This is a genomic window from Streptomyces sp. NPDC058145 (assembly GCF_042884245.1).
In the GTDB taxonomy this organism is placed as follows: Bacteria; Actinomycetota; Actinomycetes; order Streptomycetales; family Streptomycetaceae; genus Streptomyces.
In genome coordinates this window covers 86,349-101,370 of record NZ_JBHVUH010000011.1, presented here as the reverse complement: position 1 = coordinate 101,370, position 15,022 = coordinate 86,349, and the positions used below count along the sequence as shown (strand labels likewise).

Sequence of the window (15,022 nt, the reverse complement as noted above, 5' to 3'; positions counted from 1 at the left end):
CTCTTCGCTCTTCCGGCTCAGTCGTCTTCGCTGTCGCCGAAGTCGGGGCGGACGTCCCGGGCGGCCATGATCTCGTCGTTGGAGGTGCCGGCGGCGACCATCGGCCACACCATCGCGTCCTCGTGGACGATGAAGTCGACGACGACCGGGCGGTCGTTGATGGAGTTCGCCTCCTCGATGACCTTGTCCAGGTCCTCCGGGCGCTCACAGCGGATCGCGTGGCAGCCCATGGCCTCCGACAGCTTCACGAAGTCGGGGACGCGGGTGCCCCTGGCCTCCGGGTTGACGTCCTCCGGACCGGAGTGCAGGACGGTGTTGGAGTACCGCTGGTTGTAGAACAGGGTCTGCCACTGGCGGACCATCCCGAGGGCGCCGTTGTTGATGATGGCGACCTTGATCGGGATGTTGTTCAGGGCGCAGGTGGTCAGCTCCTGATTGGTCATCTGGAAGCAGCCGTCGCCGTCGATCGCCCACACCGTGCGGTCGGGCCGCCCGGCCTTGGCGCCCATCGCGGCCGGGACCGCGTAGCCCATGGTTCCGGCGCCTCCGGAGTTCAGCCAGGTGGCGGGCTGCTCGTACTGGATGAAGTGCGCGGACCACATCTGGTGCTGGCCGACGCCCGCCGCGAAGATCGTGCCCTCGGGCGCGAGCCGCCCGACGCGCTCGATGACCGCCTGCGGGGACAGCGAACCGTCCTCGGGCTGGTCGTAGCCGAGCGGGTAGGTCTCGCGCCAGCGGCTCAGGTCGCTCCACCAGGCGGTGTAGTCGCCCTTGTGGCCCTCGCTGTGCTCCTTCTGCACGGCCTGGACCAGGTCGGCGATGACCTCGCGGGCGTCTCCGACGATCGGCACGTCGGCGGCACGGTTCTTGCCGATCTCGGCGGGGTCGATGTCGGCGTGGACGATCTTCGCGTACGGGGCGAAGCTGTCCAGCCTGCCGGTGACGCGGTCGTCGAAGCGGGCTCCGAGGGCGACGATCAGGTCGGCCTTCTGCAGCGCGGTGACGGCGGTGACCGCACCGTGCATGCCCGGCATTCCCACGTGCAGCGGGTGGCTGTCGGGGAATGCGCCGAGCGCCATCAGGGTGGTGGTGACGGGCGCTCCGGTGAGTTCGGCGAGGACCTTCAGTTCGGCGGTGGCCTGCGCCTTGAGGACTCCTCCGCCGACGTAGAGGACGGGACGCTTCGCCGTGGTGATCAGCTTGGCGGCCTCGCGGATCTGCTTGGCGTGCGGCTTGGTCACCGGGCGGTAGCCGGGCAGGTCCGTGACGGGGGGCCAGGAGAAGGTGGTCCTCGCCTGGAGGGCGTCCTTGGCGATGTCCACCAGGACCGGGCCGGGGCGGCCGGTGGAGGCGATGTGGAAGGCCTCCGCGATGGTCCGCGGGATGTCCTCGGCCTTGGTGACAAGGAAGTTGTGCTTGGTGATCGGCATGGTGATGCCGACGATGTCCGCCTCCTGGAAGGCGTCCGTGCCGATCGCCTTGGACGCGACCTGCCCGGTGATCGCCACGAGCGGCACCGAGTCCATGTGCGCGTCGGCGATCGGGGTGACCAGGTTGGTCGCGCCCGGGCCCGAGGTAGCCATGCAGACGCCGACCTTGCCGGTGGCCTGCGCGTAGCCGGTGGCCGCGTGGCCGGCGCCCTGCTCGTGCCGGACCAGGACGTGACGGACCCGGGTGGAGTCCATCAGCGGGTCGTACGCGGGCAGGATCGCACCGCCGGGAATGCCGAATACCGTGTCCGCGCCGACCTCCTCGAGGGAGCGGATGAGGGACTGCGCACCCGTGACGTGCTCGACGGGGGCGGACTGATGTCCTCCGGATCGGGGCCGCGGCTGCGGATGGGCCCCGGTGGCCTGCTCGGTCATCGGCATTCTCTTCTCGATGCTGAGGTCTTATGCGAGGTTTGGGCGGAGTCGAAGCGCTGCACGAAAGGCGCTCGTGCAACAAAAAACCCCTCGTGCCGTAGGGCAAGCGAGGGGAGCGCGCCGGGGGAGGTCGCTGGGGATTCCGGATCGTCCTCCGGTGGTTCCCAGCTCAGCCGACGCGCTGTCCAAGTACGAGAATTCGGGTGCGCATGGCACTGACCCTCCCCCCGGCACGCACCATGTGTCAAGTGGGTGGGACGGGCGTCTCAGTATGTGAGCGGCGGGCGCTGCCACCTCCGATGACGGCGGACACCCCTCCGGCGTACACCCCCGCGGTTCCACCGGCGAACGCCGGTTCGACAGGTGCGTGCGGCACCGGAAAGTGGCCGGATCCGAGCGCCCGGCGCAGCCGGTACTCGTCCAGCGGGCCCGCGAACGCGCTGCCCTGCCCGTGGGTGCAGCCCATCGCGCGCAGCACGGTCACCTGTTCCGGCAGGTCCACGCCCTCGGCCACGGACTGGAGCCCGAGATCGCAGGCGATACGGAGCAGTCCGCTGGTGATCTTGTGCAGCCGCGCGGACTCCACGACTCCCTCGACCAGGCCGCGGTCCAGCTTGAGGATGTCCACGGGCAGCCGCCTGAGGGCCGTGATGGCCGCGTGGCCGCTGCCGAAGCCGTCGAGCGCGATCCGCACGCCGAGCCGGCTGAGCGCGGTCAGCCGCCGCTCCAGCTCCTCCAGCGAGGTCCGGTGGTCGGTGTCGGACAGCTCCAGGACCAGCGCGCCGGGCGGCAGCCCGTGCCGGGTCAGCAGCGCCTCCACGGTGCCGAGGGGCATCGAGCGGTCCAGCAGCCGCCGGGCGCTCAGCCGCACGGCGACGGGCACGACGTGCCCGTCGGCGGCCCGCTCCGCGGCCTGGTCCACCGCCTCCCGCAGGATCCAGCGGTCCAGCTCCGCGGTCTTGTCGCCGTCCTCGGCCACTCTCAGGAACTCGGCCGGGGTGAACAGCACCCCCTGGGAGGAGCGCCAGCGCGCCTGCACGGAGACCGCCGTGATCCGGCCGTTCCCGAGGCTCACCACCGGCTGGTGCAGCAGCGCGAACTCGCCGTCGTGCAGGGCGGCGCGCAGCCGGGTGGCCAGCTCCGCCTTGCGTACGACGTCCTGCTGCATCTGCGGCCGGTACAGCTCGACGCGGCCCTTCCCGGCCGATTTCGCGCGGTACATCGCGAGGTCGGCGTTGCGCAGCAGCTCGCCCGCGCCCAGGCCCGGCTCGGCGAAGGCGACGCCGATGGAGGCGTTGACCCGGACATCGTTGCCGTCGATGGCGTATGGCTGGGAGAGGGTGGTCCTGAGGCGGTCGGCGAGCTCCAGGATGTTCCGCTCCCGGGCGGTCCGGTCGCGGGTGCCGTCCCCGGCGATCAGGGCCGCGAACTCGTCGCCGCCCAGCCGGGACGCGGTGTCCCCCTGCCGGACCGCGTCCTGGAGTCTGCGGGCGGCCTGGACGAGCAGTTCGTCCCCGGCCTGGTGCCCGATCGTGTCGTTGACGGCCTTGAAGCCGTCCAGGTCGATGAAGAGCACGGCCGTGCCGCGCAGGGCGGCGCCCCGGTCGGTGGCGCGGCGGCCGGAGAGGGCCTGCTGGACGCGCCGGGTGAACAGCGCGCGGTTGGGCAGGTCGGTGAGCGGGTCGTGCTCGGCGTTGTGCTGCAACTGGGCCTGGAGCCGGACCCTCTCGGTCACGTCCCGGCTGTTGAAGATCAGGCCGCCGTGGTGGCGGTTGACGGTGGACTCGACGTTGAGCCAGCCTCCCTCGCCCGACCGGAAGCGGCACTCGATGCGGGTGGTGGGTTCCTCCAGCGGGCTGGCGGCGAGGAAGCGGCGCACCTCGTGCACCACGCAGCCCAGGTCCTCCGAGTGGATCAGAGCGGCCAGTTCGGTGCCCACCAGGTCCTCGGCGGGCCGTCCGTAGACCCCGGCGGCGGCCGGGGAGACGTAGCGCAGGATGCCGTTGGGCGCGGCGATCATGATGACGTCGCTGGAGCCCTGCACCAGGGAGCGGAAGTGGTTCTCCTGCTGCGCCAGTTCCTGGGTGAGGGTGATGTTGTCCAGCAGCATGATGCCCTGCCGCATGACGAGCGCCAGCACGACGGCGCCGGCGGTGATCAGTACGACGTGGTCGGGCCTGCGGCCGTTGAGCACGTTGTAGAGGATGCCCAGGGTGCACACGGCGGCGGCCAGGTACGGCGTGAGCGCGGCCAGTGAGCCGGTGATCGGCCGGCCGGGCAGGTACCGCGGGTGGTCGCCGCCGCCCGGCGCGGGCGGCGGCACGTGCGGCTGGCCGGGGCCGCGCTGTCCCGGCACGTGCTCGTGGACCACGCGCGAGCGCCCCTCGGGCACCCGCCGGTCGCCGTCCGGTGCCCCGGCGCGATGGGGTGCGGCCCAGGGGGCGTAGGCGAGGAGCAGCGAACCGGCGAACCAGCCCGCGTCCAGCAGTTGCCCGGAGTGGTAACTGCTGTGCAGCAGCGGCGAGGTGAACAGCGCGTCGCACATCACCGTCAGGGCGAGCGCGCCGATCGCGGTGTTGACCGCCGTGCGGTTGCCCGGGGAGCGGCGGAAGTGCAGCGCGAGCACCATGCTCACGAGCGCGATGTCCAGCAGCGGGTACGCCAGTGACAGCGCGGTGTGCGCCACGCTCGGCCCGTCGAACCGGGCGGCCTGGGCCAGCGCGAGGCTCCAGGACAGGGTGAGCAGCGAGCCGCCGATCAGCCAGGCGTCCAGCGCCAGGCAGATCCAGCCCGCCCGGTTCGCCGGCCGCTGGGCGAGGACCAGCAGGCCCACGATGGCGGGCGGCGCGAAGCACAGGAAGAACAGATCGGCGTAGCTGGGGCTGGGCACGGGCCGGTCCAGCACGACCTCGTACCACCCCCATACCGCGTTGCCGAGGGACGCCATCGCGGAGGAGAGCGCGAAGAGCAGCCAGGCCGGCCGGAAGCGGATCCGGGGCCCGCGGGCGTAGCGGAAGCACGAGACGGCGGCGGCGCCGGCCGCGGCGCTCAGCCCGAAGTCGCCCATGACCAGCGCGACTTGCTCCGAGCCCCAGTCGAACATGGAGCCGATCGCATAGGCCCCGCAGACCAGGGCGAGGACGAGCTGGGGCACCAGCCGCGGGCCCTCGGCGGCGGACGGCGGCCGGGCGGGCGCCGGGGCCGGTGGCGCGGACGGAGCGAGCGGCGTGCCGTCGAGGGTGCCCGTCAGGGCGGGCGGGGCGTTCACCGGGGCCTCCCGGTGCGCGCCGCTCCCGGCTCCCCGGTGTCCCGGTGCGCCGCGTGCCTCCCGCGGCCGGCCGGTTTGCGGTGGCAGTGATGGCTCGTGTGGTGGCCGCTTCTGCGCGCGGTCGTGCGCCAGGGTCCCCGCCGGCGGCTCCGCCGCGTCGGATCGTTCGTCCATAGGCCGTGCATCGCCCGTCGCCCCCCTCACAAGTCCGATCTGTCCATCCCCGGCGCCGAACGGTCAGCGGCGCAGCCCCTGTCGGGACGATACACCAGGATCGTCACTCAGGGACATAGCTTCTCTACGCTGCGTGACGATCAGCGAGGATGTCAACACGTTCCGCGCTCGAAAGATTGCGGAGGGTGCCGGAGTGTGTCAGGTCCCCGTAGTGAGGATCACGTTCCGCAGGGGCTCGTGGTTCACGAATCGGTGCAACTGGTCCACCAGGAGCCGCTTGGCGCGCGGCAGGAAGGCCGAGGTGGGTCCGCCGACGTGCGGGCTGATGAGCACGCCGGGCGCCGTCCACAGGGGGTGTCCCGACGGCAGCGGCTCGGGGTCGGTGACGTCGAGGGCGGCGGTGATGCGTCCCTTCTCCACCTCGGTGAGCAGCGCGTTCGTGTCCACGACAGGTCCGCGGGAGACGTTGACGAGCAGCGCCCCGTCCTTCATCAGGCTCAGGAAGTCCGCGTTCACGAGACCTCTGGTCGCCTCCGTCAAGGGCGTGGAGAGAATCACGACATCGGCTTTCGGAAGCAGTGCGGGCAATTCGGTGAGCGCGTGCACGGGACCGCGCGCCGTGGTGCGCCCTGAGCGCGCGACGCGCGCCACCCGCGCGAGCTCGAAGGGTGCGAGCCGGTCCTCGATGGCGGCACCGATGGCGCCGTAGCCGATGATGAGGGCGGTCCTGTCGGCGAGCGCCGGGTGGAAGCCCCCTCGCCACTCGCCCCGGTCCTGGGCCCGGACGAAGTCGGGGATGCCCCGCAGGGAGGCGAGGACGAGCGCGAGGGTCAGTTCGGCCGTGCTGGCCTCGTGGACTCCGCGCGCGTTGCACAGCCGGACGCCCGGGGGCAGGTGCCGCAGGCCCGGGTTCAGGTGGTCGACGCCGGCCGACAGCGTCTGCACGACCCGCACGGTGCCCATGCGGGCCATCGGCCGCAGCCCGACGGCGCTCGGGCGCATGTACGGCACGACGTAGAAGGCACAGTCGGCGGGGTCGCCGGGAAACTCCTGTTCACCGTCGTCGCCGCCGTCCCAGAACAGGTAGCGGGGCCCCTGGGGAAGCCCCTCGATCTCCTCCGGCGCGATGGGAAGCCACACGTCTTGTGTCATGGCAAGGAGGCTATGTCAGGCGTACAGGCGTGCGCGGGTTAGGTTGGGGGCCCGGACGAGGGAGGTTCACGAGCAGGTGGAGCGCAGGACGATCGGCGCGGGTGCGCTCGCGGTGGGGGCCGTCGGACTCGGGTGCATGCCGATGAGCTGGGCGTACACCGGCTCCCGGCAGCGGGGCGACGCATCGCTCAGAACAGTGCACCGGGCACTGGACCTGGGCTCGACCCTGCTGGACACGGCCGACATGTACGGCCCGTTCACCAACGAGCTGCTGCTGGGGCGGGTGCTCAGGGAGCGGCGCCGGGACGCCTTCGTGTCGACCAAGGCGGGGCTGCTCGTGGGCGAGCAGCACATCGTGGCCAACGGCCGCCCGGGCTATGTGAAACGGGCCTGCGACGCCTCGCTCAGGCGGCTGCAGACGGATGTGATCGACCTCTACCAGCTGCACCGCGCCGATCCCGAGGTCCCCGTGGAGGAGACCTGGGGCGCGATGGCCGATCTGGTGCGGGCCGGGAAGGTGCGGGCACTGGGCCTGTGCGCGGTGGGCGCGCGGGCCGGCCGCCGCTCCGGCAACCGGCTCCACGACACCACGCTGCGTCAGCTGCACCGGGTGCAGCAGGTCTTCCCGGTGAGCGCGGTGCAGGCGGAGCTGTCGGTGTGGTCGCCGGAGGCGCTGGACACGCTGCTGCCGTGGTGCGAGGCGCGGGGCGTGGGCTTCCTGGCCGCGATGCCGCTGGGCAACGGCTTCCTGACCGGCACGCTGACACCCGGCGAGGGTTTCGAACCGGACGACGTGCGCGCCCGGCACCCCCGCTTCACGGCCGAGATGATGGCGGCCAACCAGCCGATCGTCGCCGGTCTGCGCCGCATCGCCCGCCGGCACGGCGCGGACGTCACCGCGGCGCAGGTGGCGCTGGCCTGGGTGCTGGCGCAGGGCCGTCAGGTGATCGCGCTGCCCGGCACCAAGCGGGAGCGCTGGGCCGGGGAGAACGCGGCGGCGGCCGCGCTGCGTCTGACCGCCGAGGACCTGGCGGAGGTGTCCCGGCTGCCGGCGGCGCAGGGCTCCTGGGACTGAGCGGTCCCGCGTGCGATGCGCGCCGGGCGGGAACCCGGGCGGGACGGGCGGAGTATGACAGGGAGAAACTGTCGTACGTCCGCCGCTGCGAAGGGACCATGATCGTGCAACGCCGAGTTGTGACGGCCGTGTTGGCCGCGACCGCGCTCCTGCTGACGGCGGGCTGCTCGTCCGGCGGCCAGGGCTTCCCGGGTGACGGCGGGAGCACCACGCCGAGGGGGACGGCGACGGCCACCGCTCCGTCCGGCCGGGCCACCGAATCGGCACCGCCGGCCAAGGGCTCGGTGAAGGTCCTGCGCACCGTCGCCGACGGCCTGAAGACGCCGTGGGGCCTGGCCCCGCTCCCCGGTGGCGGGCTGCTGGTCTCCACCCGGGACGACGGCACGATCACCCGCGTCGACGAGAAGACGGGCCGCAAGACCGAGCTGGGCACGGTCTCCGGGGTCTCCGCGGAGGGCGAGGGCGGCCTGCTCGGCATCGCCCTCTCCCCCGGCTTCGCCTCGGACCACATGATCTACGCCTACTTCACCTCGGTCTCGGACAACCGCATCGTCCGGATGCTGTACGACGAGGGGAAGCCGGCCGGTGAGCAACTGGGCGCCCCGGACACCGTCTTCAAGGGCATTCCCAAGGGGGTGATCCACAACGGCGGCCGGATCGCCTTCGGCCCGGACCGGATGCTGTACGCGGGCACGGGCGAGAGCGGCGACCGCGGCCTGGCCCAGGACAGGAAGTCGCTGGGCGGCAAGATCCTCCGCCTGACCCCGGAGGGCGAGCCGGCCCCCGGCAACCCGTTCCCCGGCTCCCCCGTGTACTCGTACGGCCACCGCAACGTCCAGGGCCTGGCCTGGGACTCCAGGCAGCGCCTGTTCGCCTCCGAGTTCGGCCAGGACACGTGGGACGAGCTGAACACGATCGTGCCGGGCGGCAACTACGGCTGGCCGGACGCCGAGGGGCGTGCCTCCGACGCCGGCTTCCGCGACCCGGTGGCGCAGTGGCACACCGACGAGGCCTCCCCGAGCGGGATCGCCTACGTCGACGGCGTGATCTGGATGGCCGGTCTGAAGGGCGAACGGCTGTGGCGCATCCCGCTGCGCGGCACCGCCGCCTCGGCGGCCCCCCAGGCGTTCCTCACCGGCGAGTACGGCCGGCTGCGCACCGTCGTCCCGGCGGGGAGCGGCAGGGTCTGGCTGGTCACGAGCAACACCGACGGCCGGGGGACACCGAAGAAGGGGGACGACCGGGTGCTGGAGGTGTCGGTTCGCTGAGCGGCCCCCCTCATGCGTGCGGCCCTCATCCCGCCACCAGCCGGTCCTCGGTGTCCGGTGGGAACAGGCCGAGCCGGTGTGCCACCGCCGCCGCCTCGCCCCGGCCGGAGACGCCGAGCTTGGAGAGGATGTTGGAGACGTGCACGCTCGCGGTCTTCGGGGAGATGAACAGCTCCTCGGCTATCTGGCGGTTGGTGCGGCCGGCCGAGACCAGGCGCAGGACGTCCCGCTCCCGGCTGGTGAGGCCGAGGGCCGACACCGGATCGGCGGACGCGAGGGCCCGGCACGGGGCGTGGCCGAGGGTGAGCCGGGCGCGCTGGGCGAGCCGGGCGACCGCGTCGGCGAGCGGGCGGGCGCCGAGGTGGCCGGCGACCGCTCCGGACAGTCTCAGCAGTTCCACGGCCCGCTCCCGGTGTCCCTCGCCGCCGTCGGTCAGCAGCGCCTGGGCGAGGCGGTGGCGGACCCGGGCCAGGTCGTAGGGGCGGTCCAGGCCCTCGAAGGACGTGACCACCGGTGACCAGGTGCCGTCGGTGTCCCGGCCCTCGGCCCGGAGCAGTTCGGCGCGGGTCCACTGGTCGTAGGCGCGCCACAGGGGGGCGTCGGCGATGAGCCCGCGGGCCACCTTGGAGAGCCGGCCGAGCATGTCCGCCCGGCCGGCTTCGGCGGTGGGCAGGGTGCCGGCGTCGGCCTCGGCGGTGGCCATCGCCAGCAGCAGGGGCCAGGCGTAGCGCTGGGTGCCGGCCGGGAAGCCGGCCTCCAGGGCGGTCAGGAACTCGGTGCGGGCGTCGAGGAGCCGGCCCTCACCCGCGGCGACGCCCACGGCGATGCGGGCCAGGGGCAGCCCGTTCTGGGGCATCGGGTCGCGGGTGCCGTAGTGGGCGCGGGCGGTGGCCAGTTGGCGGGCGGCCTCCGCGCCGTCGCCGTGCGCCAGGGCGAGGTGGGCCAGGCGCAGGGCGCCCGCACCGCGGGGTTTGGCGCTGCGCCCGATGCGGATCGCCTGTCCGGCCGCCTCGGCGGCCTCCTCCCAGCGGCCCAGCGAGTACAGCGCGTCGGAGAGGTTGCCCCACACCCAGGCCTGGGAGTCGGGCAGCCCGTGCCGGCGGGTGAAGGCGATGCCCTCGCGCAGGATGGGCTCGGCGTCCCGGTCGCGGCCGACGGACTGCAGCGAGCCGGGCAGGTTCACATGGGCGCGGCCCGCCACCTGGGACACGCCCTCGGCGATCGCCTCCTCCTTGACCCGGGACATCTCCGCGAGCCCTGCCTCGATGTCACCGGCGTCGACCATGAGGCCGCCCAGGGTGAGGCGGGCGTTGAGCTCGATCTCGCGGGCGTTCACCATCCGCGCGTACTCGACGGCCTGCTCGGCGTCCGCGAGGGCCTCGGGTCCGGGCCGGTGCAGCATGGACCAGCCGGCGGACTCCGTCAGCACCTCGGCGTGCACCTCGGAGGGCGGCAGGCCCCGCACCAGCTCCTGCGCGGTGGCCAGTTCCGGCCATCCGTCGCCGCGGGCCAGGGCCTGGACCAGGCGGGAGCGCTGGACCCAGAACCAGGCGGCGCGCAGGGGGTCCGGATCGTCCTCGAGCAGTTGCAGCGCCCGCTTGACGATCTTCAGGGCGCGTTCGCGTTCGCCGCCGAAGCGGCCGGCGACCGCCGCCTCGGCCATGAGGTCGAGGTAGCGCAGCGGGGTGGTGGCCGGGTCGCAGCCGCACGGGGGGTAGACGCCGGTGTAGTCGACCGGGCGCAGGGCGGAGCGGACCTCCTCGGGCACGGTGTCCCACAGCTCCATCGCCCGCTCCAGAAGACGCAGTTGCTCGGTGTAGGCGTGCCGGCGGCGAGCCACCACGGAGGCTTCCAGGACCGTCGGCAGGGCCTTGGCGGGGTCATGGGCGTGGTACCAGTAGCTGGCCAGGCGCATCACGCGGGCGCCCGCGGGGACGAGCGAGGGGTCGGCCTCCAGCGCCTCGGCGTAGCGGCGGTTCAGGCGGGAGCGTTCACCGGGCAGCAGGTCGTCGGCGACGGCCTCGCGGACCAGGGCGTGCCGGAAGCGGTAGCCGTCGCCGTCCGGGGTGGCGGTGAGGATGTTGGCGCCCACGGCGGCCCGCAGTGCCTCGATGAGGTCGTCCTCGGTGAACCGGGCGACGGCGGCGATCAGCCGGTACTCCACGGTGGAGCCGCCCTCGGCGACGATCCGGGCGACCCGCTGGGCGCTCTCGGGCAGTTTCTCGACCCGGACCAGGAGCAGGTCGCGCAGGGAGTCGGAGAGGCCGGTGCAGCAGCCCTCGCAGGCGGCGACGGCCAGTTCCTCGACGAAGAAGGCATTGCCGTCGGAGCGTTCGAAGATCGCGTCGACCTGGGCGGGGTCGGGTTCGGTGGCGAGGATGCCGGCGATCTGGCGGGCCACCTCCTCACGGGTGAACCGGGCGAGTTCGAGGCGGCGGACGGTGCGCAGCCGGTCGAGTTCGGCGAGCAGCGGGCGCAGCGGGTGGCGGCGGTGGATGTCGTCGGCGCGGTAGGTGGCCAGGACCAGGAGGTGGCCGGTGCGCAGGGTGCGGAAGAGGTAGGTGAGCAGGTGGCGGGTCGAGGCGTCGGCCCAGTGCAGGTCCTCCAGGACGAGGACGACCGTGCGCTCGGCGGCGGCCCGCTCCAGCAGCCGGGCGGTGAGTTCGAACAGGCGGGCGGTGCCCTGCTCGTCGTGGCGGCTCGAGGCGGCCTCGCCGAGCTCGGGCAGCAGCCGGGCCAGTTCCTCCTCCTGTCCGGCCGCGGCGGCGGCGAACTCCTCGGGCAGGGCGTCGCGCAGGGCGCGCAGCGCGCTGGAGAAGGGGGCGAAGGGCAGCCCGTCGGCGCCGATCTCCACACAGCCGCCCACGGCGACGACCGCGGACCGGCGGCCGGCGACGGCGGCGAACTCCTCGACGAGGCGGGTCTTGCCGACCCCCGCCTCGCCGCCGAGCAGCAGCGCCTGCGGCTCGCCCGCGGCGGCACGGGCGAGCGCGTCGTTCAAGGTGTCCAACTCGTCGGCGCGGCCGACGAACACGGGACTGACGGACCTGTTCTCCACGGGCCCGAGCATCGCACGAGGTCCGGAGGGCGCGGCACCCGTTTTCCACAGTCTCGGTGCGATGGTCGTACGAACGGCCAGGACAGCCGCGCCGGTACCGGCGCCCGCGTCGGCGCTGGTACCGGCGCCCGCGGGCCCGGCGCTCACGCGGTGCGCGGGAGCCGGTGCCTGCGGGGGCGGTCGGTATGGGTTTCGGCGCCGGGGGTGCCGAGCGGGGCCGGCTCCTCGCGGCGCGCGACGCGCCGGGCGCCGACGGCCTCGCGGGCCAGGCGCTCCTGGGCGGCCTCACGGCGCAGTTCGGCGTGACGGAGCCGATGGGTCTCGAACTCGTACATGGCGTGGTCCTTCCGGAGGTCGGTGTCGGCGTCGCTCGTTGCGATGCCTCCACACTCGTCCCCCAGGGGGGTGCGCCACATCGGGAGAGTTCCGCATCTTGGGGGCCGGCGGCCGGGCCCGGACGCGGGTAAGGGGCCCCAGGGGCTCCCTAAGGTGCTCAGGGATTCCCTAAGGCCCCTGCGGGCCCGCGGGTTCTCAGCCCGTGGAGGGCAGGGCGAGCAGCGCGTCGGTGTACTTCAGGACGGCCAGCAGCAGGCCGATGAGGCCGAGCGAGACCCCGCCCCACGCGACCGACCTGATCCACCCGGCCGGCGGGCGGCCGGGGGCGCCGAACGCGGGCCGGACGAGCACGACCACGCCGGTGATGAGCGCGGCCAGCGCGAACAGGCCGGCCCACAGGGCGGTGGTGTGCCACGCGTCGCCGTAGACCTCCTTGATCTGCTTGGCGACGCTCGCGCCGGAGGAGGTCTGGAGCTGGCCGACCAGGGTCTCGCGGGCGGCGGCGACGGTGCCGATCCAGCCACCGGTGAGGGAGACCAGGCCCAGCGCGGCGGAGACCACGGCACCGGCGCCAAGTCCGGCCCCGGAGGGCACCTTCTCCGCGGACTCCTCCTCGAACGGGTCGGACTCCTCGGAACCCTCCGGTCCCTCGGGCTCGTTCCGTCCCCCGGCCTTGAGCGTTCCCTCGGTCCCTCGCGCCTTCTCGCCGTTCCCGGCCGGCCGCCCGGCCGGTCCGGTGCCGTCCGCTTCGTTCGCGGCGTCCGTCTGGGCGGCGGCCGCTGCCTCCTCCGCCGCTCGCTCGTCGTCGGTCCTGTTGACGTCCTGTGTGTTCGTTGCCATGCCCGGCACCGTACGGATGCCGTCTGAGAGGTCTCTTAATGATCGTCGGGCGCGGTACGCGCGCGTGCCACACGCCACTCGGGCGCCAGCACCGACCAGATCTCGGTGTCCGTGCGCACGCCCCGGTACGGGTAGTTCTCCCGCAGCACGCCCTCCCGGGTCATGCCGAGGCGCCGGGCCACGTCGATGCTGGGCTCGTTGGCCGACGAGACGTGCCACTCGACCCGGTGCATGCCGCGCTCCTCGAACGCCCAGTCCAGCAGCACCCGCATGCCGCGCGTGACCAGCCCGCGCCCGGCGGCCGCGGGCTCCAGCCAGCAGCCGGCCTCGCAGACCCCGCTGGGGGTGTCCCACACCCGGAACAGCAGTCCCCCGGCCAGCCTCCCGTCCAGCCACACCCCGTGCAGGCTGCCGGTGTCGGCGCCGCGCTTCTCGGCGTACGACGCGAGATAGGCGCGGGCGGCGTCCAGGTCGGTCACCACGTCCGGCAGGCCGACGTGCCGGCCGATGAACTCACGTCCCCGGTCGATGTTGGCGAGCAGGTCCGCCGCGTGCCAGACCTCCAGGGGCCGCATCTCGGCGCCGTCGTCACCCAGGGACATCGCGTACATCGCGCTGCCGCTCCTCCCGCTGTGCCACCGTCCGGACGTCGGTCACCCTCTCATGGCACGGGCCCCGTTCAGTCGAACTGGTCTCCGATGGCCATGACCGCCGTACCGGCGAGCAGCAGCCACAGGGCCCGGCGGGTGCGGCCGCGGGCGCCGAGGACGGCGGCGAGGGCGCACACGGCGGCACCGAGGGCGTAGGCGGCGGGGACGAGGGCCGGGGCCGAGCCGGTGAGCCGGAGCAGCGCGGCGGCGCAGCCCGCGAGGCAGAGCAGGCCTCCGGTGCCGGCCGCGGTCCACCGGGCCCGGCGGGCCTCCTCGACGTCGTCGTCGTGGCCGTCCGGCTCGTCCGCCTCGGCTATGGCGGGTTCGGCGTCGGAATCGGTACGTCCACTCATGGCGGGTGAGCGTATAACGTCCGTCTTCCAAATCAGGTGCGGGACGGGCCCCGGCCTGGTACCCATGGTCGTTCGTGACCGAGACGACGAACACCCGGGACGAGCTCACCGCCCGCCTCACCCACCCCCGTTATCCGCGCAGCAGCCGCTACGACGCCCGCTGGACCATCGAGAACCAGATGGGCCCGCACGCGCTGTGGCTGCTGGAGTGGCTGGCGCCCGCGCTCGGTCTCGACCGGCTACCGCCCGGCGCGCGGGTGCTCGACCTGGGGTGCGGGCGCGCCATGACATCCGTCTTCCTGGCCAGGGAGTACGGCCTGCAGGTCGTCGCCGCCGATCTGTGGGTGAAGCCCGGCGACAACGCCGTCCGCATCGCCGAGGCCGGCGTCGCCGACCGTGTGCTGCCGGTCTTCGCGGAGGCGCACGACCTGCCCTTCGCCGAGGGCGCTTTCGACGCCGTCGTGTCCGTGGACGCCTACCAGTACTTCGGCACCACCGACCTGTACCTGCCCACCGTGACCCGGCTGCTGAAGCCCGGCGGGCGGATCGGGATCGTCGTACCCGCGCTGCGGGAGGAGATCGACGGGACCGAGCCGCCGGAGCACCTCGAGCCGCACTGGGAGCCCGGGTTCTGGGCGTTCCACTCCCCCGCCTGGTGGCGGCGGAACTGGACCCGCGCGGGGGCCGTGCGCGTGGAGACGGCCGACTGGCTGGAGGACGGCTGGCGCGACTGGCTGCTGTGGAGCGAGGTGTGCGCGCAGGAGAGCCCGAGCGAGTTCATGGCGGGGATGGCGCGCGACTCGGTGGAGCTGCTGCGTGCGGACCAGGGGCGGGCCCTCGGGTTCGCCCGCGTGGTGGGACGCCGCGAGCAGCCGTAGGCAGCACGGCGGGCCGTCGTGGGCCGTAGGCCGCGAACGGCGCCAACGGCGCCAACGGCGCCAACGGCGGGAGCGCAGCGCGACGGCCCCGGAGGGCGCTGCCTC

The 15,022-nt window shown here is 73.4% G+C and carries 11 protein-coding genes; 3 read left to right on the top strand and 8 right to left on the bottom strand.

Annotated features, from left to right (window positions below; all coding sequences use genetic code 11):
* Nucleotides 1-17: 17 nt before the first annotated feature.
* The 3 genes from ACFVVO_RS25045 to ACFVVO_RS25035 all read right to left on the bottom strand — a co-directional run bounded on the left by ACFVVO_RS25045 (nucleotide 18) and on the right by ACFVVO_RS25035 (nucleotide 6,459).
* A complete protein-coding gene (locus ACFVVO_RS25045) occupies nucleotides 18-1,865 on the bottom strand; it encodes an acetolactate synthase large subunit (protein ID WP_390057833.1) in 1,848 nt (615 codons plus the stop codon).
* Between the two features lie 244 nt (nucleotides 1,866-2,109).
* The gene (locus tag ACFVVO_RS25040) at nucleotides 2,110-5,133 is read right to left on the bottom strand and encodes a putative bifunctional diguanylate cyclase/phosphodiesterase (protein WP_390057832.1); all 3,024 of its coding nucleotides are present in this window, start codon (nucleotides 5,131-5,133) and stop codon (nucleotides 2,110-2,112) included.
* A 372-nt stretch (nucleotides 5,134-5,505) separates the two neighbouring features.
* Nucleotides 5,506-6,459 (bottom strand): 2-hydroxyacid dehydrogenase, encoded by a 954-nt coding sequence (locus ACFVVO_RS25035; protein ID WP_390057831.1) that lies wholly within the window; start codon nucleotides 6,457-6,459, stop codon nucleotides 5,506-5,508.
* A gap of 76 nt (nucleotides 6,460-6,535) precedes the next feature.
* Between ACFVVO_RS25035 and ACFVVO_RS25030 the strand changes: the two genes are divergently transcribed.
* A complete protein-coding gene (locus ACFVVO_RS25030) occupies nucleotides 6,536-7,534 on the top strand; it encodes an aldo/keto reductase (protein WP_390057830.1) in 999 nt (332 codons plus the stop codon).
* A gap of 98 nt (nucleotides 7,535-7,632) precedes the next feature.
* A complete protein-coding gene (locus ACFVVO_RS25025) occupies nucleotides 7,633-8,802 on the top strand; it encodes a PQQ-dependent sugar dehydrogenase (RefSeq protein ID WP_390057829.1) in 1,170 nt (389 codons plus the stop codon).
* Between the two features lie 25 nt (nucleotides 8,803-8,827).
* Here the strand turns inward: ACFVVO_RS25025 and ACFVVO_RS25020 are convergent, their stop codons facing one another.
* The 5 genes from ACFVVO_RS25020 to ACFVVO_RS25000 all read right to left on the bottom strand — a co-directional run bounded on the left by ACFVVO_RS25020 (nucleotide 8,828) and on the right by ACFVVO_RS25000 (nucleotide 14,039).
* Nucleotides 8,828-11,872: an AAA family ATPase gene (locus ACFVVO_RS25020; protein WP_390057828.1), complete on the bottom strand. Its 3,045-nt coding sequence runs from the start codon at nucleotides 11,870-11,872 to the stop codon at nucleotides 8,828-8,830.
* Nucleotides 11,873-12,003: 131 nt separating this feature from the next.
* The gene (locus ACFVVO_RS25015; protein ID WP_390057827.1) at nucleotides 12,004-12,195 is read right to left on the bottom strand and encodes a hypothetical protein; all 192 of its coding nucleotides are present in this window, start codon (nucleotides 12,193-12,195) and stop codon (nucleotides 12,004-12,006) included.
* A gap of 196 nt (nucleotides 12,196-12,391) precedes the next feature.
* Complete coding sequence (locus ACFVVO_RS25010; RefSeq protein WP_390057826.1) at nucleotides 12,392-13,036, bottom strand: hypothetical protein; 645 nt, start codon at nucleotides 13,034-13,036, stop codon at nucleotides 12,392-12,394.
* A gap of 35 nt (nucleotides 13,037-13,071) precedes the next feature.
* On the bottom strand, nucleotides 13,072-13,647 hold the full coding sequence (locus tag ACFVVO_RS25005) for a GNAT family N-acetyltransferase (RefSeq protein WP_390057825.1): 576 nt from the start codon (nucleotides 13,645-13,647) through the stop codon (nucleotides 13,072-13,074).
* Nucleotides 13,648-13,715: 68 nt separating this feature from the next.
* The gene (locus ACFVVO_RS25000; RefSeq protein ID WP_390057824.1) at nucleotides 13,716-14,039 is read right to left on the bottom strand and encodes a hypothetical protein; all 324 of its coding nucleotides are present in this window, start codon (nucleotides 14,037-14,039) and stop codon (nucleotides 13,716-13,718) included.
* A gap of 74 nt (nucleotides 14,040-14,113) precedes the next feature.
* Here ACFVVO_RS25000 and ACFVVO_RS24995 point away from each other — a divergent pair, with 74 nt between their 5' ends.
* Nucleotides 14,114-14,917 (top strand): methyltransferase domain-containing protein, encoded by an 804-nt coding sequence (locus tag ACFVVO_RS24995; protein ID WP_390057823.1) that lies wholly within the window; start codon nucleotides 14,114-14,116, stop codon nucleotides 14,915-14,917.
* The last annotated feature ends 105 nt before the right edge of the window (nucleotides 14,918-15,022 follow it).

What these genes read in the sequence shown, in the direction of transcription:
- ACFVVO_RS25015 (WP_390057827.1), bottom strand. Translation starts at nt 12,195, where the DNA reads ATGTACGAGTTCGAGACCCATCGGCTCCGTCACGCCGAACTGCGCCGT.
- ACFVVO_RS25035 (WP_390057831.1), bottom strand. Translation starts at nt 6,459, where the DNA reads ATGACACAAGACGTGTGGCTTCCCATCGCGCCGGAGGAGATCGAGGGG.
- ACFVVO_RS25020 (WP_390057828.1), bottom strand. Translation starts at nt 11,872, where the DNA reads ATGCTCGGGCCCGTGGAGAACAGGTCCGTCAGTCCCGTGTTCGTCGGC.
- ACFVVO_RS25025 (WP_390057829.1), top strand. Translation starts at nt 7,633, where the DNA reads ATGATCGTGCAACGCCGAGTTGTGACGGCCGTGTTGGCCGCGACCGCG.
- ACFVVO_RS25045 (WP_390057833.1), bottom strand. Translation starts at nt 1,865, where the DNA reads ATGACCGAGCAGGCCACCGGGGCCCATCCGCAGCCGCGGCCCCGATCC.
- ACFVVO_RS25000 (WP_390057824.1), bottom strand. Translation starts at nt 14,039, where the DNA reads ATGAGTGGACGTACCGATTCCGACGCCGAACCCGCCATAGCCGAGGCG.
- ACFVVO_RS25010 (WP_390057826.1), bottom strand. Translation starts at nt 13,036, where the DNA reads ATGGCAACGAACACACAGGACGTCAACAGGACCGACGACGAGCGAGCG.
- ACFVVO_RS25005 (WP_390057825.1), bottom strand. Translation starts at nt 13,647, where the DNA reads ATGTACGCGATGTCCCTGGGTGACGACGGCGCCGAGATGCGGCCCCTG.